This window comes from Streptomyces sp. NPDC031497 (genome assembly GCF_055580905.1).
Map to the genome: position 1 here is coordinate 11,837 of NZ_JBVIKO010000038.1, position 23,526 is coordinate 35,362.

At 70.2% G+C, this 23,526-nt stretch carries 20 protein-coding genes, 1 pseudogene and 2 riboswitches; of the genes and pseudogenes, 12 read left to right on the plus strand and 9 right to left on the minus strand.

What is annotated here, in order from left to right:
- The first annotated feature begins 430 nt into the window (after positions 1-430).
- Complete coding sequence (locus ACZ5K7_RS44250) at positions 431-970, plus strand: hypothetical protein (RefSeq protein ID WP_351710945.1); 540 nt, start codon at positions 431-433, stop codon at positions 968-970.
- Positions 971-1,055: 85 nt separating this feature from the next.
- On the opposite strand, the gene ACZ5K7_RS44255 is transcribed toward ACZ5K7_RS44250, so the two are convergent.
- The 3 genes from ACZ5K7_RS44255 to ACZ5K7_RS44265 all read right to left on the minus strand — a co-directional run bounded on the left by ACZ5K7_RS44255 (position 1,056) and on the right by ACZ5K7_RS44265 (position 3,645).
- Complete coding sequence (locus ACZ5K7_RS44255; RefSeq protein WP_351710943.1) at positions 1,056-1,838, minus strand: enhanced serine sensitivity protein SseB C-terminal domain-containing protein; 783 nt, start codon at positions 1,836-1,838, stop codon at positions 1,056-1,058.
- A gap of 192 nt (positions 1,839-2,030) precedes the next feature.
- Positions 2,031-2,822, minus strand: a complete 792-nt coding sequence (locus ACZ5K7_RS44260) for an enhanced serine sensitivity protein SseB (RefSeq protein ID WP_468923438.1) — start codon at positions 2,820-2,822, stop codon at positions 2,031-2,033.
- A gap of 103 nt (positions 2,823-2,925) precedes the next feature.
- Positions 2,926-3,645, minus strand: coding sequence for an AAA family ATPase (locus ACZ5K7_RS44265; protein ID WP_468923441.1), 720 nt, complete (start codon positions 3,643-3,645; stop codon positions 2,926-2,928).
- A gap of 162 nt (positions 3,646-3,807) precedes the next feature.
- Positions 3,808-3,906, plus strand: a riboswitch (glycine riboswitch).
- A riboswitch (glycine riboswitch) is annotated at positions 3,907-4,016 on the plus strand.
- Positions 4,017-4,063: 47 nt separating this feature from the next.
- Between ACZ5K7_RS44265 and gcvT the strand changes: the two genes are divergently transcribed.
- The 4 genes from gcvT to ACZ5K7_RS44285 all read left to right on the plus strand — a co-directional run bounded on the left by gcvT (position 4,064) and on the right by ACZ5K7_RS44285 (position 8,433).
- Positions 4,064-5,191 (plus strand): glycine cleavage system aminomethyltransferase GcvT, encoded by a 1,128-nt coding sequence (gcvT, locus tag ACZ5K7_RS44270; protein WP_468923444.1) that lies wholly within the window; start codon positions 4,064-4,066, stop codon positions 5,189-5,191.
- A 139-nt stretch (positions 5,192-5,330) separates the two neighbouring features.
- Positions 5,331-5,708, plus strand: coding sequence for a glycine cleavage system protein GcvH (gene gcvH / locus ACZ5K7_RS44275; RefSeq protein WP_351710937.1), 378 nt, complete (start codon positions 5,331-5,333; stop codon positions 5,706-5,708).
- Between the two features lie 38 nt (positions 5,709-5,746).
- Positions 5,747-7,009: a serine hydroxymethyltransferase gene (gene glyA, locus ACZ5K7_RS44280; protein WP_468923448.1), complete on the plus strand. Its 1,263-nt coding sequence runs from the start codon at positions 5,747-5,749 to the stop codon at positions 7,007-7,009.
- Positions 7,010-7,065: 56 nt separating this feature from the next.
- Complete coding sequence (locus ACZ5K7_RS44285; protein ID WP_468923451.1) at positions 7,066-8,433, plus strand: L-serine ammonia-lyase; 1,368 nt, start codon at positions 7,066-7,068, stop codon at positions 8,431-8,433.
- 97 nt (positions 8,434-8,530) lie between these two features.
- Here the strand turns inward: ACZ5K7_RS44285 and ACZ5K7_RS44290 are convergent.
- The 5 genes and pseudogenes from ACZ5K7_RS44290 to ACZ5K7_RS44310 form a co-directional block, all read right to left on the minus strand.
- Positions 8,531-8,662: pseudogene (locus ACZ5K7_RS44290) on the minus strand (IS21 family transposase); the annotation flags it as partial.
- Positions 8,663-8,742: 80 nt separating this feature from the next.
- Positions 8,743-9,756 (minus strand): methyltransferase, encoded by a 1,014-nt coding sequence (locus tag ACZ5K7_RS44295; RefSeq protein ID WP_351713796.1) that lies wholly within the window; start codon positions 9,754-9,756, stop codon positions 8,743-8,745.
- Positions 9,753-11,390 carry a class I adenylate-forming enzyme family protein gene (locus tag ACZ5K7_RS44300; RefSeq protein ID WP_468923455.1) on the minus strand — a complete coding sequence of 546 codons (1,638 nt, stop codon included), beginning with the start codon at positions 11,388-11,390 and terminating at the stop codon, positions 9,753-9,755. Before ACZ5K7_RS44300 ends, ACZ5K7_RS44295 begins: the two co-directional genes overlap by 4 nt.
- Positions 11,391-11,406: 16 nt before the next feature.
- Positions 11,407-12,657, minus strand: a complete 1,251-nt coding sequence (locus ACZ5K7_RS44305; RefSeq protein ID WP_468923458.1) for an FAD-dependent monooxygenase — start codon at positions 12,655-12,657, stop codon at positions 11,407-11,409.
- A 261-nt stretch (positions 12,658-12,918) separates the two neighbouring features.
- Positions 12,919-14,178: an MFS transporter gene (locus tag ACZ5K7_RS44310; protein ID WP_468923461.1), complete on the minus strand. Its 1,260-nt coding sequence runs from the start codon at positions 14,176-14,178 to the stop codon at positions 12,919-12,921.
- 92 nt (positions 14,179-14,270) lie between these two features.
- Between ACZ5K7_RS44310 and ACZ5K7_RS44315 the strand changes: the two genes are divergently transcribed.
- On the plus strand, positions 14,271-14,750 hold the full coding sequence (locus ACZ5K7_RS44315) for an RrF2 family transcriptional regulator (RefSeq protein WP_351713788.1): 480 nt from the start codon (positions 14,271-14,273) through the stop codon (positions 14,748-14,750).
- Between the two features lie 302 nt (positions 14,751-15,052).
- Positions 15,053-15,895, plus strand: a complete 843-nt coding sequence (locus tag ACZ5K7_RS44320; RefSeq protein WP_351713786.1) for a winged helix-turn-helix domain-containing protein — start codon at positions 15,053-15,055, stop codon at positions 15,893-15,895.
- A gap of 169 nt (positions 15,896-16,064) precedes the next feature.
- Here the strand turns inward: ACZ5K7_RS44320 and ACZ5K7_RS44325 are convergent, their stop codons facing one another.
- The gene (locus ACZ5K7_RS44325; RefSeq protein WP_351713144.1) at positions 16,065-16,937 is read right to left on the minus strand and encodes an AfsR/SARP family transcriptional regulator; all 873 of its coding nucleotides are present in this window, start codon (positions 16,935-16,937) and stop codon (positions 16,065-16,067) included.
- 417 nt (positions 16,938-17,354) lie between these two features.
- On the opposite strand from ACZ5K7_RS44325, the gene ACZ5K7_RS44330 reads away from it, so the two are divergent.
- From ACZ5K7_RS44330 to ACZ5K7_RS44350, 5 genes are all read left to right on the plus strand, one after another.
- On the plus strand, positions 17,355-18,170 hold the full coding sequence (locus ACZ5K7_RS44330; RefSeq protein WP_468923466.1) for a 2-amino-3,7-dideoxy-D-threo-hept-6-ulosonate synthase: 816 nt from the start codon (positions 17,355-17,357) through the stop codon (positions 18,168-18,170).
- Positions 18,167-19,273, plus strand: coding sequence for a 3-dehydroquinate synthase II family protein (locus tag ACZ5K7_RS44335; protein WP_468923469.1), 1,107 nt, complete (start codon positions 18,167-18,169; stop codon positions 19,271-19,273). Before ACZ5K7_RS44330 ends, ACZ5K7_RS44335 begins: the two co-directional genes overlap by 4 nt.
- 98 nt (positions 19,274-19,371) lie before the next feature.
- Entirely contained in the window at positions 19,372-21,456 is a 2,085-nt protein-coding gene (locus ACZ5K7_RS44340) for an FAD/NAD(P)-binding protein (RefSeq protein ID WP_351713137.1), read from the plus strand.
- Positions 21,453-22,964: a nitrosuccinate lyase gene (locus ACZ5K7_RS44345; protein WP_468923472.1), complete on the plus strand. Its 1,512-nt coding sequence runs from the start codon at positions 21,453-21,455 to the stop codon at positions 22,962-22,964. The genes ACZ5K7_RS44340 and ACZ5K7_RS44345 overlap by 4 nt, the downstream gene beginning before the upstream one ends.
- The gene (locus tag ACZ5K7_RS44350; protein ID WP_468923475.1) at positions 22,961-23,494 is read left to right on the plus strand and encodes a hypothetical protein; all 534 of its coding nucleotides are present in this window, start codon (positions 22,961-22,963) and stop codon (positions 23,492-23,494) included. Before ACZ5K7_RS44345 ends, ACZ5K7_RS44350 begins: the two co-directional genes overlap by 4 nt.
- Positions 23,495-23,526 lie beyond the last annotated feature (32 nt).

A 23,526-nucleotide genomic window follows, 5' to 3' on the forward strand; every position in this document is an offset into this window, starting at 1 on the left:
GACGCGCCATCAACTCGCCACCGGACGGCCCACTCGACGACCCCCGCCCGGCAGGCGGACAACGACCCGGAAAGAGTGATGCACATCACACTACGAAGCGTGGTGTCCAGTTCACAGCAAGAGGCCGCTTTCCTCCCCGCCCACAGGGCGGACATTCGACGCAATCCCTGGACTACGCCGAGTCTAGCGGAAGTGGAATTTGAGCGTCATTTGAGGGTGCTCACGGGCAACAATTCGAATCGGCTTGCCAGCTTTCATTTCCGCCCGATAACTTCTCCGTCATCGGCGGAGAGCAAGCCGCTCACCGCCCAAGAATTACCGGACGACGGACAATACAAATAGCGTCCGGGAATCCAGGAAACGGGGAACGCGAATGTCGTCTCGCGTACGCAGAACCACTTTTTCGGCCCTTGCATCGACCTCCCTCATCATGGGTGCGGTCGCCCTGGCCCCCGCGGCCAGTGCGGCGGCGTCCGGCACGACGGGCCCGGCGTCCTGCCGGGGAGGCGAGGTCAGCTACACGATCAAGAAGTCGGGCAAGCCGTACTACTCGGCCATCGGCGACCGCGTCGGGGCCTACAACAGCAGTTCCTCCAGGGCCACCTTGAAGTACGACCTGGCCTTCAGCACGGTACGGCAGACCTCTCACACCGTCTCGGTGGGCGTGAGCCTCGAATGGGAGATCCGTAAGATCCTCAAGATCAAGGTCGACGGCAGCTACGCGTACAACGTGACCAAGCAGACCAAGAAGGACAACAGCGTCTCCTTCTCCCTGCCGGTGGCCGGCCATTACTACGGTTACGTCCAGCCGAAGGTCCAGTACACGCCGTTCTCCACCACCAAGTGGGTGGAGAAGCCGAACTGCGATGTGGTGAAGGTGAAATCGAACACCGTGCACGCCATCACCGCGTACCCGCTTTTCGCCTCGTGCCAGAGCAAGAACGAGGCCTGCACCCCGAAGCCGAAGTAAGAAATCCGCGGAGGTCTCGGCACACGCCGGAAATCAACGATGGGGCCCGCCCTGTGAAACAGGGCGGGCCCCATCGTTCGACGGGTCAGTACCGCGCGGGCGGATACCCGTACCCCGCCGCCGGGGCCGGGGCGTGTGCCTCGCGGTCGTAGAACGGCCGTGCCGTCGCACGCATCCACATCACCACCGGGTCGTACTCGTCGGTCATGGCGACCGTCGAGACCGGCAGCCCGTCCGGCACCGCCCCGATGGACTGCTGCATCATCGCCCGCACCGAGTCCACGGTCGGCGGCGACGTGTCGTACACGTCGAGCCCGATCGCGAGATACGGCGCGCCGAGCGCCGGCTGTACCCAGGCGCGCCGCAGTGAGCGGATCGCGGGCGTACGGTGGGCGTTCTGCGACAGCAGCGCATAGAACTGCGGAATCTCGATGGCCGGTTCCGCGAGCCGCAGCGGCCCCGCGGGCTGGCGGTCCAGGCCGGTCGCGATCCGGCGCAGATCCAGCCAGGGGACGCCGACGCCGCCGCCCGGGGCGTGCGGGTTGAGCCACAGACCGAAGTGGTCGGGATAGAGCGTGCGGGCCACGTCGAGGCTGTCGACCACCTCGTACGAGCGGTTCCAGCCGCTCGCCGACAGTTCCTGGGCCGAGGTCACACAGGGGGCGTAGCCGTAGCCGTCGACCTCCATGTTCCCGTACTGGGCGTCGGGGGAGCCGGCCTGGCCGTGCCAGAGCAGCATCCAGATCTGGCCGGAGGAGGGCGTGGCGAGGGCGCGGAGGAGTGCCTCGTAGGCGTCGTAGCGCCCGGGGGTTACCTGGCGCAGCATGTGCTCGACCTGTCCGGTCGCCGCGGTGCCGCTGGCGCTCACGTGTTACCGCCCCTTCATTGAGTTGCCCCGCGTTGGAGGTCGCCCCGCGTTCGGAGACAGCTTAAGCGCGGAGAGGGTGGAGGCCGATTGTCCGTCGGCGGGTGCGGCTGGTCGGTGACCGGTGGCGCCCACGCGGCGGAGCCGCACATCGGCACCGCCCCGCGCCCCTGGCCGGCTGTCCTCAGGGGGTTCCTAGTGACCGTACTGATAGAAGGGGCGGACGTTCTCCCGCATCCAGTGGCCCACCGGGTCGTCCGCCACGTCCAGCAGGACCAGGTTCACCGGCCACTTCACCGGGACCCGGCCGAGGGCCTTGCCGAGCGCGTCCAGGGGCAGGGCCCTGATGTCCCCCTCCCACCGGGAGAGTTCGACGCCCACGAACATCACGGGGTCCGCCGTCTCGACCGCGGCCAGGCAGCGGCGGGCCGTGGCGACCACGCCGGTGCCCGCGAACTCGGCGGAGGCCGCGGCCAGGAAGTCCATCGGGTCGTCCTGCCAGTCCGGTTCGAAGAGCCGGACCCGGCCGCCCGAGGCGGGGCCGTCCAGTTCGCTGCGGCCGGTCCGGCACAGCTCGGCGACCGCCTCCGGCGGCAGCGGGACGCCCACCACTCCCCCGGGGTTCACGGCTATGCCGACCTGCGGGGGCAGACCGCGGGCGAACTCGACGGCCGGGGCGATCGTGTACGACAGATGGGAGCCGACCACCTGGCGGAACTGCTCCTCGGAGCTGAACACCGGGACGTACACCCCGCCCTGGATCTCCGTGGTGGGCAGGTCCAGCGGGCCGCTGTGCGGGCCGCCGCCCTCCGGCAGCGGGACCCACAGGAAACTGCGGGCCACTACCTCGATGAGGCGGCCCGCCGCCGCGGGGACGCCGAGGGAGGCCGACAGCACCTCCTCCAGCTCGTTGCCGGGCCAACCGCCGTGCGGGTGGGGGTGCGCCTGTGCCGGGAAGTCCGCGGGAATGTCCGCCGGGAAGTCCATCTGCCTACCGCCTGCTGGAATCCACTGCTGCTGAGACTGAAAAGGCTAGCGGGTGGCTGTGACAATGCCTCACCCCGTGAGCCGCTCCGCTTTCCGGAAAGCCTCACCCGGCCGGCTTCTCCGCCTTCCGGAAGGCGATCCGACACAGCACGTCCGCCGCGTCCCGGTCAAGGAGCACCGCCGAGCCCACGCCCTCGGGCAGCCCGCCCTGCTCCGCCGCGCGCACCAGGCGGGCGGCGGCGTGGCGGTGGCGCAGGAACGCGTACCGGGAGACGCCCCGGCCGCGCTCGCGCTGCCCGTCCAGTGCCGTGCCCGGAGTGACGTCCAGGAGCAGCAGGTGCAGGGTGCCGCCGCGACGGCGGGCCTCGCGGGCCAGCCAGTCGCGCACCCAGGCCTGGGTACCGCAGTCGTGCACCACCACGCCCTCGCCGGTGCGCAGCGCGCTGCGCAGTCCGGCGTAGTGCGCGAGGCGGACCAGCGGGCGGTAGAGGGCGTACGGCAGGAAGCGGGCCAGCCGGGCGTCCCAGCGGTCGCGGGTGTCCTGCGAGTCGATCCGGGTGCCCTGGACGGTGCGGTGCATCAGGGTGGACTTGCCGCTGCCGGGCAGCCCGGTGACCACGACCAGGTCACGGGGGCCGAAGAGCAGGCCGTGCGGGCTGCGGCCGGCCCGGTCGCGCAGATCGCGGACGACCGGCGCCATGGGGGTCCCCCCGCGCGAGCGCAGGCGAGCGTGGGGGAGCCCCCCGCACCGCTCGCGGGCCGGGGCCGTCGACTGCTCGGGCAGGGCGATGCCCGTCGTCGCGTATGCCGTGGTCCTTGTCACCGTGATCGTCCTCCCTGGGGGTTCAGGAAAGGTTCTCCCCGCTTACCGTAAAGAGAAGGTAATGCACGGTGTCTCGCGGTTCCGTCCGCTTCCGGCCACAGGCCTGTTACAAAGCTCTGCCCGGCATGCAATGATGTGCCCGCCAACTGCATACCGGCCGTTTGAATCCGCGCGGGAGAGTCCCCAGCCGTCTTCGCTGGGGCGCCGAAGGAGCAAGTCCCTCCCTTGAATCTCTCAGGCCCCCGTTACCGCGCGGGCGAGGCACATCTGAAAAGCGGGCCGCCGTGTCGGTGGCCCCACCCAAGGTGCAAGCCGTGACCACCGACGTGGTCAGGGCGAACCTCTCAGGTTCCGATGACAGATGGGGAGGACAGACCTCGCCTGTCATGCCCTGGGATCTTTGGGAGACGACCGACCGATGAGCAGTTCCGATTCCGCCGCACTCCGCCGTACCGCGCTCGATGCCCTGCATCGCTCGCTCGGCGCCACCATGACCGACTTCGCCGGCTGGGACATGCCCCTGCGTTACGGATCCGAGCGCGACGAGCATGTCGCCGTGCGGACCAGGGCCGGGCTCTTCGACCTCTCCCACATGGGCGAGATCGCCGTGACCGGCCCCCAGGCCGCCGCCCTGCTGAACCACGCCCTGGTCGGCAACATCGCCTCCGTCGGCGTCGGGCGCGCCCGCTACACCATGATCTGCCGGGCCGACGGCGGCATCCTCGACGACCTGATCGTCTACCGGCTGGCCGAGACCGAGTACCTGGTGGTGGCCAACGCCTCCAACGCCCAGGTGGTCCTCGACGCGCTGACGGAGCGCGCCGCCGGGTTCGACGCCGAGGTGCGGGACGACCGGGACGCGTACGCGCTGATCGCCGTCCAGGGACCGGAGTCGCCCGGGATCCTGAAGTCGCTGACCGACGCCGACCTGGACGGCCTGAAGTACTACGCCGGGCTGCCCGGCACCGTCGCCGGGGTCCCGGCGCTGATCGCGCGCACCGGCTACACCGGCGAGGACGGCTTCGAGCTGTTCGTGAAGCCCGAGCACGCGGTGGAACTGTGGCAGGCGCTCACCGAGGCGGGTTCCCCGGTGGGCCTGGTGCCCTGCGGGCTGTCCTGCCGGGACACCCTGCGCCTGGAGGCGGGCATGCCGCTCTACGGGCATGAGCTGACCACCTCGCTGACCCCCTTCGACGCCGGGCTCGGCCGGGTGGTGAAGTTCGAGAAGGACGGCGACTTCGTGGGGCGCGAGGCGCTTCAGGAGGCCGCCGACCGTGCCGCGGCGAAGCCGCCGCGGGTGCTGGTCGGCCTGGTCGCCGAGGGCCGCCGGGTGCCGCGTGCCGGGTACCCGGTGGTCGCGGGCGGCGAGGTGATCGGCGAGGTCACCTCCGGTGCCCCCTCCCCCACGCTGGGCAGGCCGATCGCCATGGCGTACGTCGACGCGGCGCACTCGGCGCCGGGCACGGCGGGCGTGGGCGTGGACATCCGGGGCAGCCACGAACCGTACGAGGTCGTGGCACTGCCGTTCTACAAGCGCCAGAAGTAGACCCGCGGCGCCAGAAGCAGATCCACAGGGAGACACTGAGCGCGGCAGCGCGTGACCCTGCGCACATTTCCGCTGCTCACGCGTGTTTCCAGCAGTCCTCTTTCACCAGCACTCCCCCGCGTACAGGAGAATTCAGGCCATGAGCAACCCCCAGCAGCTGCGTTACAGCAAGGAGCACGAGTGGCTGTCGGCCGCCGCGGACGGCGTGGCGACGGTCGGCATCACGGAGCACGCGGCCAACGCGCTCGGTGACGTCGTCTTCGTCCAGCTCCCGGCCGTCGGTGACACCGTGACCGCGGGCGATTCCTGCGGCGAGCTGGAGTCGACCAAGTCGGTCTCCGACCTGTACTCGCCGGTCACCGGTGAGATCACCGAGATCAACGAGGACGTCGTGGACGACCCGTCCCTGGTGAACTCGGCCCCCTTCGAGGGCGGCTGGCTGTTCAAGGTGCGCGTCACGGACGAGCCGGCCGACCTGCTCTCCGCCGACGAGTACACCGCCTTCACCGCCGGCTGAGGGCCGCACAGACACCGGCTGAGGAGTCGTAGAAACAGATGTCCGTTCTGAACACGCCCCTGCACGAGCTCGACCCGGAGGTCGCGGCCGCGGTCGACGCCGAGCTGGAGCGCCAGCAGTCCACCCTGGAGATGATCGCCTCGGAGAACTTCGCTCCGGTCGCGGTCATGGAGGCGCAGGGCTCGGTCCTCACCAACAAGTACGCCGAGGGCTACCCGGGCCGCCGCTACTACGGCGGCTGCGAGCATGTCGACGTCACCGAGCAGATCGCCATCGACCGGGTGAAGGAGCTGTTCGGCGCCGAGTACGCGAACGTGCAGCCGCACTCCGGTGCCTCCGCCAACCAGGCCGCCCTGTTCGCGCTGGCCCAGCCCGGCGACACCATCCTGGGCCTCGACCTCGCCCACGGCGGGCACCTGACCCACGGCATGCGCCTGAACTTCTCCGGCAAGCAGTTCGATGTCGTGGCCTACCACGTGGACGACTCCGGTCTCGTCGACATGGCCGAGGTGGAGCGGCTCGCCAAGGAGCACCGGCCGAAGGTGATCATCGCCGGCTGGTCGGCCTACCCGCGCGAGCTGGACTTCGCCGAGTTCCGGCGGATCGCCGACGAGGTCGAGGCGTACCTGTGGGTCGACATGGCCCACTTCGCCGGCCTGGTGGCCGCCGGTCTGCACGCGAACCCGGTGCCGTACGCCGACGTGGTCACCTCCACCACCCACAAGACGCTCGGCGGTCCCCGCGGCGGCATCATCCTGGCCCGCCAGGCCTTCGCGAAGAAGCTGAACTCCTCCGTCTTCCCGGGCTTCCAGGGCGGTCCCCTGGAGCACGTGATCGCGGCGAAGGCGGTCTCCTTCAAAGTCGCCGCCTCGGAGGAGTTCAAGGAGCGCCAGCGTCGTACGGTGGACGGTGCGCGCATCCTCGCCGAGCGCCTCACCGCGCCCGACGCCCGCGAGGCCGGTGTGAACGTGCTGTCCGGAGGTACGGACGTCCACCTGATCCTCGTCGACCTGCGCGAGTCCGAGCTGGACGGGCAGCAGGCCGAGGACCGCCTCCACGAGGTCGGCATCACGGTCAACCGCAACGCCGTCCCGAACGACCCGCGCCCGCCGATGGTCACCTCGGGTCTGCGGATCGGCACCCCGGCGCTGGCCACGCGCGGCTTCACGGCCGAGGACTTCACCGAGGTCGCGGACGTGATCGCCGAGACGCTGAAGCCGTCCTACGACGCGGCGGCCCTGAAGGCCCGGGTCCAGGCCCTGACCGGCAAGCACCCGCTGTACCCCGGTCTGAACAAGTAGTTCCCCGGCGGGGGCACCCGATGGCGTGTGCCCCCGCCCCTTTCGGAGGAGTTCCCGTGGCCATCTCGGTCTTCGACCTGTTCTCGATCGGCATCGGCCCGTCGAGCTCCCACACCGTCGGCCCGATGCGCGCGGCCCGGATGTTCGCACGGCGGCTGCGCAACGAGGGGCTGCTGGACTCCGTCGCGTCGATACGCGCCGAGCTGTACGGGTCGCTCGGTGCGACCGGCCACGGCCACGGCACCCCGAAGGCGGTGCTGCTCGGCCTGGAGGGCGCCTCGCCGCGCACGGTCGACGTGGAGACCGCGGACGACCGGATCGAGACGATCAAGGCCACGAAGCGCCTGTCGCTCCTCGGCGAGCACGAGATCGCGTTCACCTACGACGCGGACCTGAAGCTGCACCGCCGCAAAACACTCCCGTACCACGCCAACGGCATGACCCTCTGGGCGTACGACGCGTCCGGGGCGGAGCTGCTGTCCAAGACGTACTACTCGGTCGGCGGCGGGTTCGTCGTCGACGAGGAGGCGGTCGGCGCGGACCGCATCAAGCTGGACGACACGGTCCTGAAGTACCCCTTCCGCACGGGCGACGAGCTGCTGCGCCTGACGAAGGAGACGGGTCTGTCGATCTCCGCGCTGATGCTGGAGAACGAGCGGGCCTGGCGCACCGAGGAGGAGATCCGCGAGGGTCTGCTGGACATCTGGCGGGTGATGCAGACCTGCGTCGCGCGCGGGATGTCGCGGGAGGGGATCCTCCCGGGCGGCCTGCGGGTCCGCCGCCGTGCCGCCGTCACCGCACGCCAACTGCGCGCCGAGGGCGACCCGTTGGCGCACGCCATGGAGTGGATCACGCTCTACGCGATGGCCGTGAACGAGGAGAACGCGGCCGGCGGCCGGGTGGTGACCGCGCCCACGAACGGCGCGGCCGGCATCATCCCCGCCGTCCTGCACTACTACATCAACTTCGTCCCCGGCGCCGACGAGGACGGCGTGGTCCGCTTCCTCCTCGCCGCCGGCGCGATCGGCATGCTCTTCAAGGAGAACGCGTCCATCTCCGGCGCCGAGGTCGGCTGCCAGGGCGAGGTCGGCTCCGCCTGCTCGATGGCGGCGGGCGCGCTGGCCGAGGTGCTGGGCGGCTCCCCGGAACAGGTGGAGAACGCGGCCGAGATCGGCATGGAGCACAACCTCGGCCTCACCTGCGACCCGGTCGGCGGCCTGGTCCAGATCCCCTGCATCGAGCGCAACGGCATGGCCGCGGTCAAGGCGGTCACCGCGGCCCGCATGGCCATGCGCGGCGACGGCTCCCACAAGGTGTCCCTGGACAAGGTCATCAAGACCATGAAGGACACGGGCGCCGACATGAGCGTCAAGTACAAGGAGACGGCCCGGGGCGGGCTGGCGGTGAACATCATCGAGTGCTGAGGAAATGGGCCCTGCCCCCCGCGACACAGCGGCGGCGCTCGTCTCGGACGCCTCTGGGCAGACGCGCCGCGTGACGACGCCGTGCGGCCGGCCCGTGACGTGTCGGCGCACTTGGTGGCCTCCGAGGCACACGCAGTTCCCGCACCCGCCGCTTCAGCACCGACAGTGACCGTTCCCAGCCGATCCGCTCGGCGATCACCGTGGCGGGTATCCACGGGTACTCCGCCAGTGGACTGACGCGGCCTGCCGTGAGGCGACCGGTGGGCGGTCACCCCACGGACGGCGCGGCCATGGTGTGTCAGTAGGCGATCAGCGCGGTACGGCGACCATGAGATGGGTCTCCAGGGGCAACGGGTGGGTGGACCGCAACTCGAAGCCCGCCTTGTCGAGGAGAGCCCGGTACTGCGCCTCGTCACGTTCCCGGCCATCGCCGAGGACCACCAGCATGTGCATGTTGTACCCCTCGGTGAGCGACGAGCCGGTGCTCTTGGCCAGCAGCCGCTCCACGATCAGCAGTCGGCCGTCGGGTGCCATGGCACGACGGCAGTTGGTGAGGATGCGGTGGCACGCCTCGTCGTCGAAGCAGTGCAGAATGCGCGAGAGAAGGTAGACGTCGCCGCCCTCGGGGACGGTCTCGAAGAAATCGCCGGGCACCCGCTCGCAGCGGTCGGCGTACTCGGTGGCGATCGGGCGGTCCACGGTCTCCTCGATGACGTGCGGTGCGTCGAAGAGGACGGCGCGCGGGCCGGAGTTCGCCTTCAGGATCTCGCTCAGGAGCGCCCCGTGACCGCCGGCGACGTCCACGATGCGCCGCGCCCGCGAGAAGTCGTACACACGACTGACCTCGGAGAAGAACAGTGTGCCGGCGACCATGGCCCGCTCGTAGGTGAGGGATGTCTCCGGGTGCTGGTGCAGATACGTGAACAGGTCGCTGCCGTACACATAGGCGAACGCGGACCGGCCGGTCTTGATCGAGTGGGACAGGGCACCCCACGCCTGGTAGAAGTGCGAGCCGTAGATGCGGACATGGTCACGCATCGAGTCGCGGGTACCCATCCGCAGCAGTTCCCCGACCGGGGTCAGGACGTACCCCGTGGCCTCGTCACCGCTGATCACGCCGAGGCTGTCCAGGAACTGCAACAGCCGCCCCAGTGCGTCGGGGTGGGCATCGACATCGAGCGCCAGGCCGACGCTGGTCGCACGTCCGCTCGCCGCGATGGCGTCGATGACTCCCATCTCGGTGGCCATCCAGACCGCCTGCGTCTTCCAGAACCCGGCCATCAGCTCGACGAGCCGGCGGCCCGCGGAGTCGTCCATCGTCATGCCTCCATGGTTTCGTCGGATCCCTGGCGGCCACCCGTTGCGCCTGCGCGGGGGAGGCCGTCGCGAACCAGCCGAACGAGTTCCGGACGCTGGATCTTCTTGGTCGAGGTGCGTGGCAGGTCTTCGAAGCGGAACTGACGGAACGGCTCCATCGGTGGAAGGTCGTGGGTCGCCTGCCGCCACCGCTGTTCGTCGAGCGGCCGCTCCCCGAGGGTGGCGACCACGGGGACCGGTTCACCCCCGGGTCCGGCCACGATGACCACCTCACGCAGTTCTTCGAGCCGGCTCATCAACAGATCCTCGACCGCCAGGTTGCTGTCCATGGTGTCGATCCGATCGACCTCACGGTCCATCAGGTGAAGCAACCCCCAGCGGCTGAGCCGACCCATGTCGCCGACCCGCCACCAGCCGTCGTGGAGCTGGCTCTGGTACCGGTTGTCCTCGCCGAGGTAGGTGAGGATCCGGGTGCGGCTGCGTACCTCCAGATGGCCGGTCCGCCCGGCGCGCAGCCGCTTGCCCTCGGAGTCGACGACGCGCATGGAGATGAAGCCGGGCAGCGGCAGCCCGACACACCGTCCGTCCGCCTTGTGGGCACTGCGCCGGGTGTACCAGCGGCCCGCCATCGGACCGATCTCCGACTGCCCGTAGAACTGGACGAACACCGGCCGCTGCCGCTCGGACGCTCCCAGCATGCGCTGGATCGTGCGCGGATGCATGGCGTCGAAGGTGGCTCCGAAGACGCGGACACCGGCCAGCGGAGCGCCGGGGGCGTCGGCGAGTTCCTCCCAGTCGATGTACGTGTTGGGATGAGTCTCGATGTATCCGGGGCGGGTCCTGACGAAGAGCGGGCCGATACGGTCCGGCGCCGGGTCGACGGCGATGACCAGCGGGTTGCCGTGGCTCAGGAACATCGCCAACCCCTGGTAGAAGCGGGAGTGGACGAAGGTGATGCACAATGCGGCCGTCTCCCGCTCCCGGATCGGCCATGCCACGATCCGCTGCGGCACAAGCCGGTGCCAGCCCGCCTCGGGGCAGTGCACGGCAAGCTTGGGAATGCCGGTGGTACCCGAGCTGTGGGTGATCAGCGACGGCTGCCGCGGGTGCAGAAAGACCGGTTCGCGGCGCGGCGCGCCGTCGTACGCGGCCAGGGTGCGGACATGCTCGGTGCGCGGGCCGGCGTCCCCCGCCGACAGAAGGACCGCCCGCACCAGGCCGTCCATCCGGACGTCGCCGAGGGCTCCGGCGAGGGTGTCACCATCGGTCACCAGCCAGGGCTCCTCCAGACGACCGAGCAAGGTTGCCACGACGCTGCCGTCGAGGGCCGGTGACAACAGCGCGGGAACCGCGCCGATCCGCGCGGCCGCGCAGGCGAGCAGCGCGATGTCGAAGTTGTCGGTCTTGTACAGCGCCACGCGCTCGGTGGGCCGGACGCCCGCGGCCCACAACCGGGCGGCGAGTTCGTCGATCTGATCGGCCAGTTCGCCCACGGTGAAGTGCACTCCCCGTTCGGGGGCCCACTGCAGGGGGTGGTCGAGGGTCACCTCGGTGGTGGCCTTGCGGCGCGCGGCGGCATGGAAGATCTCGCCTATGTAGAAGCCATTCCCGCGTGTAACCCGGCGCAACACGGCGTGCACTGGTCCTCCTTCGGGGTCAGAGCTGACGGCTGAGGATGGGAGACGGGGGTACCACCGGCGGGGGCTGTTCCGGCCTGGTGGCCGGGTCGGACGCCGTGCTGTCGGCGTCGTAGCCGTACAGCCATCCCAGATGCGTGAGGTCCTGGGCGGCGCGCATGCCACGGTCTCGTTCCACCTGGGCGTCGCCGTCGGGGAGGTGAAACGTCACCGCGAGATTCCTGGCGCTGCGGTGCACCTCGGTGGTGCGGGGCATGCGCAGTGTCTCGTAGCGGCGCAGCGCGTCGGCCGGGCTGCGGAGGTCGCCGTCCAGCAGGCAGCGAGTCAGGGCGGTGACGTCCTCCAGAGCCTGGTTCGCGCCCTGGGACATGTAGGGCAGCATCGGGTGCGCGGCATCTCCGACCAGCACGACCCGTTCGGTGGCGTAGTGCGGGGCGATGTCACGGTCGAACAGCCCCCAGCGGGTGACGGATCGCGCGGCCGTGACCACGCTGTGCACCTCCGGGTGCCAGTGGGCGAACGCCGCGTCCAGGTCTTCGACCTCGGTGGCCGACGACGACAGGCCTGCGGGCGCATCCTCGCTGACGCCGACCGCGCTGAAGTGGACGGTTCTGCCACCCGCCACGGGGTAGTAGGTGACGTGCCGGTGGGGGCCGAGCCAGAACATCACCCGTGGATCGTCACTGAACGAGGGGACGACGTCGGCCGACACCAGGCCACGGTGAACGACGTAGCCGGAGAACAGGGGCCGGTCCTCGATCACCGCCGAGCGCACCACCGAGTGGACACCGTCGGCCCCGATGACGAGGTCGGCCGTGGTGACGGAGCCGTCCGTGAAGCGCAGTTCGACCTCACGGGGACGTTCCACCACCTGCTGGCAGGCCTTGCCGAGTTCGACGGTGCGGTCGGGTACTGCCGACACGAGGCACCGCTGGAGGTCGGCGCGGTGCATCAGGTAGTACGGGGCGCCGAACAGGTCGTCACAGTCGGCGCCGTGCGGGACGCGGGCGATCGGCGTTCCGTCGTCCCAGCGCCGTGTGTCGATCGATCGGGCCTGCACGGCGGTCTCGGCCAGGGAGTCGGCCAGGCCCAACCCGTGCAGAACGCGGACGCCGTTGGGCGAGAGCTGGATGCCTGCCCCCACTGTGGAGAACACCGGGGATCGTTCGTACAGCCGGCAGTCGATACCGTGCTGGCGCAGGATGGTGGCGGTGACGAGGCCGGCGATGCCTCCCCCCACGATGGCGACCCGAGCCTTTGCGTTACCCATGCGCGTCCTCTCGACCTGACGTGACCGGATCAGCGGGCGGAGCAGGCGGTCCGGCACAGGGACCGAACCGGTGGGCGGCGATGTGGGTGGCGCGCACCACGGCTGGGCTCCACCCCGCACCCGCAAGAGCCTCACAGAGGCCGTTCGAGATCGAGCCGTACGTCCACTCAAACCCGCTGCTGGGGCCGGAACAGAACGCGTGAGGGCCCGCCGCGGGGCGGGCCCTCCGGAAGGCCGACGGGGCCGGGCGTTTCGGTATGGTCAGCGGTCCGACTGCTGCGCCTTCTCGATGCTTCGCGGGGACAGCCTGGCGATGGGCACCAGCATCAGTGCGGTAACGGCGGCAAGGAGCCCGAACCCGAGGTGGAAGTCGCCGGTGGCGTCACGCAGGGCGCCGACCAGGACCGGGCCGACGGCCGCGCATCCGTAGCCGACGAAGAACGCCATGGCGCTGAAGCGTCCGGCCTGAGCGGCATCACGACTCGCCGAGACGGGCAGCGTCAGCACCAGCGTGAACAGCCCGCCGTGACCGATGCCCATGGCGACGATCCATACCCAGTCGGCAGTTCCAGGGCTGAAGCCGAAGCCCAGAAAGCCGATCGCGGTGAGTGCGGTGGTGATGGCCAGGCCGAGCCGTTTGTCGGCCCGCTCACCCAGGACGGCGGGCACTGCCAGCATCGCCACCACCTGGATGGAGATCATGACGGTGAGCATGAAGCCCGCGGTGGACTCGCTGAGCCCGCCGTCGTCGTGCAGCAGGGGGGCGATCCATGCGAGCTCGCAGTAATACAGGGCGGAGTTGCCGGCCGAGAGGGCCGTGATCCGCCAGGCGAGCGGGCTTCGCCAGGGCAGGGCGTTGGTGGCCGGCCCCTTGGGCCCGTCGATGTGCTCGAGGTTCAGAGACTTCCGCGCGGCGGACCACAGCACCATGCCGGCCACGGCCAGCACGCCCCATGACGCCAGGGCGCCGGGCCAGGAGTCGAAAGCGTCGGCGAGAGGCGCGCTGACGCCCGCGGCCACGGCACCGCCCAGTCCGAGTCCGGCCGTGTAGATACCGGTCACCAGGCCGGCACGGCTCGCGAAACGTGTCTTGACCACAGCCGGAAGGAGCGTCTGCGCGATGGCGATGCCCGCACCGACCACGGCCGCACAGCACAGTTGGAGCACCGTGGACTCGCCGAGGCCGCGGGCCCCGGTCGCGATCCCGACGACGGCGAGTCCCAGCAGCACTCCCCGCTGTAACCCCCAGCGGCGACCGACGTAGGCGGCGGTCGGCGCGCACAGCCCCATGGCCAGGGTCGGAATGGTCGTCAGCAGTGACACTCCCGTGGCCGAGAGCCCGAGGTCGGTACGGATCCGGTCCACCAGGGGTGAAACAGCCGCGATCGCGGGGCGGAGATTGGCCGCCGCCACGAACAGGGCGACCACCGCGAAGCCCAGAGCGGCACGGTCGGCGGAGGCCGGGGGGGCCGTCGCCGTCGGCTGTGCCGTCGCCTTCAAATGATCTTCAGTCTCTGCCATGAACGGGCCACACCCTTCAATCCGGATATTTTTCCTCCGTATTTATAGCAGGATCGCGGATAGATGGTGTCCGCGATTGCTATCCTGGCGTCATGAAGCTGTCCAACGGCGTGGAGTGGGCGTTGCACTGCTGCGTCTCCCTCAGCCAGAGCAAAGGCCCGGTGGCGGCCACTCGGCTCGCGGAACTGCATGGCGTCCCGGCGGCGTATCTCGCCAAGCATCTGCAGGCACTCTCCCGCGCGGGCATCGTGCGTTCCACGCCGGGCGCGACCGGGGGGTACACCTTCACCCGGCCTTCCTCGGAAATCACCGCGCTCGAGGTCGTGCAGGCGGTCGACGGCCCTCTGCAGCCATTCCGGTGCACCGAGATCCGCAGGCGCGGGCCGCTGGCGCTGCCCCCGGGCAAGTGTTCCCAACCCTGCGCCGTGGCCCGCGCCATGGCCACCGCCGAGGCGGCATGGCGTGAGGCCCTGGCAGGCGTCTCGATCGCCGACCTCGGGAGTGAGATCGACGCCGACAGTTCGGGCACCGCGATGCGCGACGTACGTCAGTGGCTCGGCGACCAGCAGTAGACCGCGAGCGCCACGTCGGCGCGAGCGCGAGCCGGCCGTGAGCGGGCGGCGTGACCCCTACCGAGGAGGAATGTCCATTTATGGGTGTCGGTGACGGTCAGGAGCCGGAGGCCAGGGTCAGGACCGGGGGCGACGATCCCAGCCAGTGGTGTGCACGGGGACTGTCCTCGGTGGAGTCGCTGCCGCTCGATCGGCTGCTGCCCGCCGACTCGCCTCGCGAGGGAGGCGACAGCGCCGAACGCGTCCGGATGCTTGCGAGATCACACACCCCCCTTCCTCCGATCATCGTGCACCGTTCCTCGATGCGAGTCATCGACGGAATGCACCGCCTACGGGTCGCCCGGCGGCGCGGCAGGCAGAGCATCGAGGCACGGTTCTTCGAAGGGTCGCCGCAGGACGCCTTCGTCCTGGCCGTGGAGGCCAACGTGACAGGTGGTCTGCCGCTGGCACAGGCCGAACGCGTGACAGCGGCCGCTCGCATCGTCCGTACTCACCCGCACTGGTCGGATCGGGCGATCGCCTCCGTCACCGGACTGTCCGCGAAGACCGTGGGCGCCCAGCGCCGCAGACTCGGGGGCAGCGCCGTCCCGGAGGAGGTTCGCGTCGGCAGGGACGGCAGGACGCGCCCCCTCAGCAGTGCCCGGGGGCGCCGTATCGCAAGCCGCCTTCTCGCCGAGACGCCGAACGCATCACTGCGGGAGATAGCGAAGAAGGCCGGTATTTCTCCGGGTACCGTGCGTGACGTGCGTCGGCGGTTGGAGCGGGGGGAGAACCCGGTCCCGCCGAGACAGCGCTCGGCGCAGCCGCGCCAGACATCCCGTCCTGGCGTCACCACGCACGCGCAGGCCACCGCCCGAGGGGCCGCCATGGCCGACCTCCGGACACAGCCCGCGCCCGCTCTCTCCGAGATGGAAACCCTGCTGTTGTGCATGATGGAGATTCACACGACAGACGCCGAGCAGTGGGACCGCATGGCCGACTCCGTGCCGGCGCACTACGCCCGAGCGGTCTCCGTCATGGCTGCGGCCTGCGCCGATGCCTGGCATAACCTGGCGGTGGCGCTGCGGGGTTCACCGCCGGGCGGTCGTGGAGGCCAAGGTGGCGCGGCCCACCGGGGACCCGTCACCACCGCCCCGACGGTGTGACGGCCCGCGGCCGCGGTGGTTCTCCGCGATGTCCACGGGCCGCGCCCTGGCCCGGCAGTCGTCCGTCGGCGCCTCCCGGCGCCGACGGACGATGACCGGACCGGGTTCACGTGACCGCCCCCGCGCGCGAGACCGACCCGCCGGTCCGGACAAGGTGGCCGCCCCGGGGTCAGGTGAGCAATTCGGACGGCATGGCCGCGGAATGCGAGTTCAATATGGCCAGTTGGAGTTGCTGAAGGGGATATCCCGGTTCCAGTCCGACCTCGGTCACCAGTCGGGTGCGCAGTGCACTGAAGACCTCGAGCGCCTGGGCACGGCGCCCGCTGAGCGCGAGCGCTCGCATGTATTGGGCGTGCAGGCCTTCGTGCAGCATGTGCTCGCTGGTGAGGGCAGCGAGGTCAGCCGTCACCTCTTGGTACAGGCCAACCCTGATCCTGGCCTCCGCCAGGGTTTCGACAGTACCCAGGCGGCTCTCGGATAAAAGTCGGCGCTTGGATTCTATAACCGGGCCGACGGGCACATCCACGAAGGCGTCTCCGCGCCACAGACTTAGTGCCCGATCGAGCAGCAGAATAGCGGAGTTTTCGTCACCGGCCCTGATGGCTTTCCCCCCGAGATTCACCAGTCGCAGGTACTCCAGCGAGTCGAGTTCCCCGCTGGCGCTGTTCAGACTGTATCCGCCGGCCCCGGTCACCAGCACGTCCCGGGCGATCTCCGCAGCCGGACGCCCGGTGAGCCGAGCGAGCAACTTGCGGCCGTTCAAGATGTACGTCTGCAGCGTTCGAAGGCCACTCACCGGCGGCTTTTCCGGCCACAGCTCCCGCATCAGCGCCCCCACCGGGACGACGTGGTCCGTGTCGGCGAGCAGCATCGCGAGGACGGTGCGAATCTTCGGGGCGACCGGCGTCGCCACAGTCGAGCCTTTCACGCTGACGTGCAGTGGACCAAGAACTCCGAACCGGAAGCCCTCGGACTTCTCACCGACCGCAGTGGCCTGCGGTCGTTCCAGAGGTCGAGCGGCTGAGAACTGGGCCATTTTCATGGTCTCCCCCATCACAGTCGAACCGGCGGGCCACGTTGCCCGCCGGGTGATTCTCGCCTGGCTCCTGTGCAGTTGCCCACAGATTATGACCGGAACTCCTATCGAAGTCATACGAGTGCGACCGATACGGCCTCCATGGGCAAAATGTTGGCCGGATTCCGTTGTCGAGCAGTGAGCGAAGTGCAACTGGAGATTCACGGAAATGCTCCTCAGTTGCACAGGCGCCCGGCGATCCGACCCACCGGCAGCCACCCCACGGGAATAACTCTATTCCGCCCCTCGGCCGCCGTTCGGAGGCAACTCGGGTGGCAACGAACACTGTCTGTTCTGGCCTCCTACGGTTTCATCAACAGTTTCTCGAACACGGGCTGCCAGCATCATGACCCGCCCTTCCGAGTGCCGAACAAGGAGTACCTGATGGCGAGAGCCGCTCTACCCGGTACGTCGTTGCGTCTGGCCAGGCTGTCGGGGCACGGAGACGGCCGTCTCCTCATCGTGCCCCTCGACCACTCCGTCTCCGACGGCCCTATCACGACGGCCGACGCCTTCAGCGACCTGGTCCGCGACATCGTCGCCGGCGGGGCGGACGGAATCGTCGTGCACAAGGGCCGGGCGCGGCTGATCGACCCCCAGCTGCTGTCGTCCTGCTCCATGGTGGTGCACCTGAGCGCCAGCACCGCGCACGCCCCCGACACCGACGCCAAGGTCCTGGTCGCCGATGTGGAAGACGCGGTCCGACTGGGGGCCGACGCTGTGAGCGTCCATGTCAACATCGGCTCCGACACCGAGGCCGCCCAGCTCGCCGACCTGGGCAAGGTGGCGGCTGCCTGTGACCGATGGGGCATGCCGCTGTTGGCGATGGTCTATCCCCGCGGGCCCCGGCTGACCGGGCTCGCCTCGCCCGATGTGGTGGCGCATGTGGTCAATGTCGCCGCCGACCTCGGCGCCGACATGGTGAAGACGGTCTTTGCCGGCACCACCGAACGGATGGCCGAGGTGGTGGCCGCCTCACCGATCCCGGTGCTGGTCGCGGGTGGCGTCAACAGCCCCGGCGGCCTCGCGGAGTTCGCCCGGGCGGCGATGAACGCCGGGTGCTCGGGGCTGGCCGTCGGCCGACGGGTCTTCGCCTCCCCGTCGCCCTCGCAGACCGTCCGCGAACTGGCGCGCATCGTCCACGGCCCGTCCGTTCCCACCGTTCCCCTCTCCACCTCACGAATGGCAGGTGTGCTGTGAGCAAGCTCAGCTGGATCGACATACGTGCGGTTGGTTCCGCGAAGGACGCGATCCTCCAGGAGGCGATCCACGCCAGGGTGGACGGCGTCCTCTCCGCCGATCCGGCGGAGTTGAAGGGGCTTCCTCCGACGGTGCGGAAGGTCCTCTTCCCGCAGGGCGGCCCGCTTCCCGAGGACTTCGGCGTCGCCGACGTGGTCATCGTCGACCCGGCCAAGCACGGCGAACCCGCCGAACTGGCCGCGCTGCACCCGGACGTCGAGTTCGGCCGGTTCGTGGAGATCATCGACGCCCCGACACTGGAGGAGGCCTGCCACTCCGGGCGGACCGAGAAGTGGAGCGTGCTGTCGTTCCGCGACCCGACCAAGATCCCGCTGGAGATCGTGATCGCGGCGGCCGCCCGGGCGAAGGGCAGTCTGATCACCGTCGCCCAGGACGTGGAGGAGGCCGAGATCATCTTCGGTGTCCTCGAACTCGGCTCCGACGGAGTGCTGATGGCTCCGGCGAAGGTCGGGGACGCCACCGCGCTGAAGCGGGCGGCCGAGGCGGACGTGCCGGACCTGGAACTGGTCGAGTTGGAGGTCACCGCCACCGCGCACGTGGGCATGGGCGAGCGGGCTTGTGTGGACACGGCCACCTACTTCGGCAAGGACGAGGGCATTCTCGTCGGATCGCACTCCAAGGGCCTGATCCTCTGCGTCAGTGAGACACATCCGCTGCCGTACATGCCCACCCGGCCGTTCCGCGTCAACGCGGGGGCGATCCACTCCTACACCCTGGCCAAGGACGAGCGGACCAGCTACCTGAGCGAACTCAAGGCGGGCAGCAAGGTGACCGCCGTCGACATCCACGGCCGGACGCGTCTGGTGACCGTGGGGCGCGTCAAGATCGAGACCCGCCCTCTGCTGTCAGTGGACGCGGTCGGGCCCGACGGGCGCACGGCCAACCTGATCCTCCAGGACGACTGGCACGTACGGGTGCTCGGCCCGGGCGGCATCGTCCTCAACAGCACCGAACTCAAGCCCGGTGACAAGGTGCTCGGCTACCTGCCGGTGGAGGACCGCCACGTCGGCTACCCGATCAACGAGTTCTGCCTCGAGAAGTGAACCCGCCACTGGTTCGGGACGCGCCCTACGCACCGTACCGGCCCGGCTCCAGGAGACAGTGGCAGGCCCGAACGGGCCACGACCCCGGGGAGATCTCTGTGAGCACAGGACAGCTCACGGTCTGTGTCATCGGCGCCGGGCCACGTGGCCTGTCGGTGCTGGAAAGGCTGTGTGCCAACGAGCGGAAGTCGGCCTCCTGCACCCAGGTCACGGTCCATGTGGTCGACCCCGCCAGGCCCGGCGCCGGGCGGGTATGGCGCACCGACCAGCCCCGCGAACTGTTGATGAACACCGTGGCCTCGCAGGTCACCGTGTACACCGATGACTCGGTGGAGATGACGGGCCCCGTCGAGACGGGTCCCAGCCTGTTCGAATGGGCACGGGCGCTGAGCGAGCTGAACCAGCTGGAGCAACTGCTCGGTGGATACGACGACTCCACACTTGCCGAGGCTCGCGGCCTGGGGGCGAACAGCTACCCCACCCGCGCCCTGTTCGGCCGTTACCTGGAGGACGCCTTCCGGCAGGTGGTGACCTCGGCGCCGGAACACATCACGATCATGGTCCACCGTTCCTCAGCCGTCGCCCTGTGGGACGCGGGCACGGACGCGGGATCAGGGAAAGACACGAGTCCGCACACGGCCCCGGACACGCGCCCCGTCGGAGACGCCGATCCCGGTGCCGGCTCCGATGCCGACACCGACCGGCCACGCACACAGACCGTACTGCTCGCCGACGGCACCCGGCTCACCGGCCTGGACGCGGTGGTGCTCGCTCTCGGACACCTCCCTTCCCGGCAGACGCCGGACCTCGCGACTGCCGCCTCCGCCGTCGGACTCGTGCATGTCGCCCCGGCCAATCCCGCGGACCTCGACCTGTCCCACATCGCGCCGGGCGAACGGGTTCTGCTGCGCGGGCTGGGACTGAACTTCTTCGACCTCATGGTGCTGCTCACCGTGGGCCGCGGCGGTGCCTTCGAACGCCACCGCGGCAAGGTGCGGTACCGCCCCTCGGGTCGTGAGCCGCGCATGTACGCCGGCTCCCGGCGCGGCATTCCCTACCACGCTCGCGCCGAGAACCAGAAGGGCGCATACGGACGGCACACCCCGCGGCTGCTGACGCCCCGGGTCATCCAGGAACTGACCGAACACCACCGGCGGGGCGACCGGCTGTACTTCTCCACCGCCTTGTGGCCTCTCATCGCAAGGGAGGTGGAGAGCGTCTACTACGAGACGCTGCTGGCCTCCCACGGACGCGACGCGGACCGGACCTCGCTGGTCGAGGAGTACCTCAGAGCCCCCGACGACTCGGGGCGTACCGCAGTGCTGCACCGCTTCGGCATCGCGGAGGCCGACCACTGGCGCTGGGAGCTGATCGCCCATCCGGACGGCGAGCACCGGTTCACCAGCCACGACGACTTCCGTCACTGGCTGCTGCAGTATCTGGAGCGCGACATCCGGCGGGCCCGAGGCGGCAACGTCGGTGACCCCCACAAGGCGGCCCTGGACGTGCTGCGTGATCTGCGCAACGAGATCCGGCTGGTCGTGGACCACGCCGGGCTCGACGGCGACTCGCACCGTGACGAACTCGACGGGTGGTACACGGGGTTCAACGCCTTCCTGTCGATCGGACCGCCTGCGTCACGCATCGAGGAGATGGTCGCGCTGATCGAGTCGGGGATCCTCGATGTCGTCGGGCCCGGCATCCGGGTCGACATCGACGGGCAGAACCCCGCCTTCGTGGCCTCGTCCCCCGCCGTCGCGGACACGAGGTACCGCGCCTCGGTACTGATCGAGGCCCGGCTGCCCGAGCCGGATCTCCGGCAGACCGCGGACCCGCTGCTGCGCCACCTGCGGGAGACCCGGCAGTGCCGTCCCTTCCGCATACCGGCCGGCTGCGGAAGGACGTACGAGACCGGCGGACTCGAGGTCACACCCCGGCCCTACCATGTGGTCGACGCCCTGGGCCGCGCCCATCCGCGCCGCTTCGCGTTCGGGGTTCCCACCGAGGCCGTCCACTGGGTGACCGCGGCAGGCGCCCGTCCGGGGGTCAACTCGGTGTCGCTCGGCGACTCCGACGCCATCGCCCGCGCTGTGCTGGCACTCCCGCCGACCGAACCTGCGGTCCGCGTACCGATGCCGGAAGGCGTGCTCCCGGCCGGCCGGCTCACGGAGGTGCGAGCATGACCACCGTCCCCGGATCCGAAGCCGCGTCCGCGCCCACACCCGCCACGGCCGACACGCCAGGCCCCACGGCCGCGTCGCCGGCGCCGGTGGACTCAGGCCTGCTGTCGCCGGTGCGGGCCGGCACGCCCATCGAGTCGGTGGTGTCCGACGCCGCCTGGCTGCAGGCCATGCTGGACGCCGAGGCTGCTCTGGCCCGCGCCCAGGCTCGGCTCGGCACACTGCCCGAGTCCGCCGCCGAGGAGATCACGGCCGCCGCGCGCGTCGGCCGGATCGATCCGATCGCCATCGCGCGGAGCGCCCGGGAGACCGCCAATCCCGTGGTGGGACTGGTGGCCGCACTCACCCGGGTGGTGGCCGAGCGGGATCCGGCGGCGGCCGACTACGTCCACCAGGGTTCGACCAGCCAGGACGTACTGGACACCGGTGCGATGCTCGTCGCCGACCGTGCGCTGCGGGTGATCCGGGCCGATCTGGCCCGGACGGCCGAGGCGCTCGGACGGCTCGCCGCCGAACACCGGGACACGCCCATGGCCGGGCGGACCCTGGCCCTGCACGCGGTGCCGACCACCTTCGGCCTCAAGGCGGCCGGGTGGCGAGAGCTGGTGGTCGACGCCGCCGACCGCGTCGGCCGACTCCTCGACAGCGGACTTCCGTTCTCGCTCGGCGGGGCCGCGGGCACCCTGGCCGGATATCTGCAGTACGCCTCGGTCGGCGACAGCGGCGGTGCCGGGTGGCGGCCCGGCGCGACGGACGCGAAATTCGACGGGGTGGCGGACTACCTCGACCGGTTGGCCGCCGCCTATACCGAGGAGACGGGGCTCGCCCGGCCGCGGCTTCCCTGGCACGCGCTGCGCACCCCGATCGCCGACCTCGCCGCCGCGTTGGCCTTCACCACCGGCGCTCTCGGCAAGATCGCCGTGGATGTGCAGTCGCTTGCCAGGACGGAGGTTGCGGAAGTGGCCGAGCCGACGGCGACCGGACGCGGCGCGTCCTCGGCGATGCCGCACAAGCGTAATCCCGTCCTGGCGACGCTGCTGCGCAGTGCGGCCCTTCAGGTGCCGGTGATGGCAGCCGGCCTGACGCAGTGTCTGGTGTCGGAGGACGAGCGGTCGGCAGGGGCGTGGCACGCCGAGTGGCACCTGCTGCGCGAGTGTCTGCGGCTCACCGGCGGAGCGACGCACACAGCTGTGGAACTGGTGGAGGGCCTGGTGGTGAGACCCCAGCGGATGCGGGCCAATCTCGACCTCACCGGAAGCCAGGTGGTCTCCGAGCGGATCGTCGCCGTACTGGCCCCCCTGCTGGGCAAGCGCGCGGCGAGGGACCTGCTCACCCGGGCGTCCGCAGAGGCCGACCGTACCGGACGTACCCTCGGCGCGGTGATCCGCGACACCCCGCACCTGTGCGACCTGCTCGACTCCGCGGAGTGGGCCGACCTGCTCGATCCCACGCGGTACACGGGCGCGGCCCGTTCCCTCGTGGAGGCGGCGCTGGAGGTGCGACGGACATGACCGCGCAGACGTTCCGCCACGGCGATCCGGCCCCCGGCCCATGGCCGAGCGAAGGATTCATGACCGAGGCCGGTCTCCTGCGCCACCCGGCGCATGGAGCGGCGGGGAGCCGGCCCCGACGGTCCGTCGTGCAACGGCGGGGGCTGGCGCTGTGTTTCGTCTTGATCATCGGTGACCGGCGCCTGTCCGGAGCCCACCGTGTGTCGTGCTGTCTGGACACCGTGACAGTGGACTTTCCCGAGGCACACATCCGGGTACGGCTGCGGCCGCTGGACCCGGACACCCGCGTCGACGACGGGCTGGTGCTGGAGTTCAGCGCCGAATACCGGACGGACGACGGCCTGCGGCAGGGCCAACCCCACTCCTGGCGGCGCGTGTTCACCGGCCGGCCGGGGGCGTTCGACCAAGGGGAGGCCCTGCTGCGGGAGATCGCGGCCGCCCGTAGCAGGGCGTCCGGCCGCCGTGTCGTACGGCCCGTGCCGGTGCGTCCGGAACTGGCGTCGCTGCGCTTGCTGGCAGCGGCCGTGTGAGCCGCGGCGGGCCCGCGGGCGTCCAGCCGCCG